General features: G+C 62.3%; 1 protein-coding gene and 1 pseudogene. Both read left to right on the top strand.

Annotated elements, in window-relative coordinates:
• Positions 1 to 361 (top strand): annotated as a pseudogene (locus XH80_RS00530) (tyrosine-type recombinase/integrase); the annotation flags it as partial.
• Positions 358 to 684: site-specific integrase (locus XH80_RS00525; RefSeq protein ID WP_271596909.1), on the top strand; the 327-nt coding region annotated here is incomplete at its 3' end. The pseudogene XH80_RS00530 and the gene XH80_RS00525, both read left to right, overlap by 4 nt.

The raw sequence follows: 684 nt of genomic DNA, 5'->3' as shown, positions 1-684 counted from the left end.
CCGGCGCGACGCGATGCTCGGATCACGCTGCGGCTCGACCTTCTTCGTTGCCGAACAGGGAGGCCGATTGCTGCACCAGTACGTTCATCGCGTCTTCTGGCGATTGTCCAGAGAGATCGGGCTGCGGCGCCCAGGTGATCGTACCGGGCCACGCGTGCACGACTTCCGTCATCGCTTCGCCATCCGGACGCTGCTCGACTGGTATCGCGAAGGCAAGGACGTCGAGCAACAACTCCCAGTGCTCTCCACTTACCTCGGCCACGCCTGCGTGCGCGATACCTACTGGTATCTCTCGGCCTGCCCCGAGTTGATGGAAGAAGCGGCGCGGCGTCTCGATCGGCGATGGAAGGTGACGCCATGAGGCCCGCCTGCAACGTCGCCACATTGATTGAGCGCTTCTTCACCGAGCGCCTCATGCGCCAGCGCAATGTTAGCGGCAACACGATCGCCTCCTACAGAGACACGTTCCGGCTGCTGTTCATGTTTGCACAGGTGCGGCTCCGTAAGTCCCCATCGGCCCTGACGCTCGCCGATCTGGATGCAACGTTCATCGGCGCGTTCCTCACCGATCTTGAGGTAAAGCGCGGCGCCAGCGCGAAGACGCGTAACCTGCGTCTGACGGCCATCAGATCCTTCTTCAGGTTCGTGTCCTTCGAGGAACCGGCACACAGTGCGCTGATCCAA

This window comes from Bradyrhizobium sp. CCBAU 45384, from assembly GCF_028128665.1.
Taxonomy (GTDB): domain Bacteria; phylum Pseudomonadota; class Alphaproteobacteria; order Rhizobiales; family Xanthobacteraceae; genus Bradyrhizobium; species Bradyrhizobium manausense.
The sequence above is the reverse complement of the archived record's forward strand: the minus strand, read 5'-3'. Positions and strand labels throughout refer to the sequence as shown.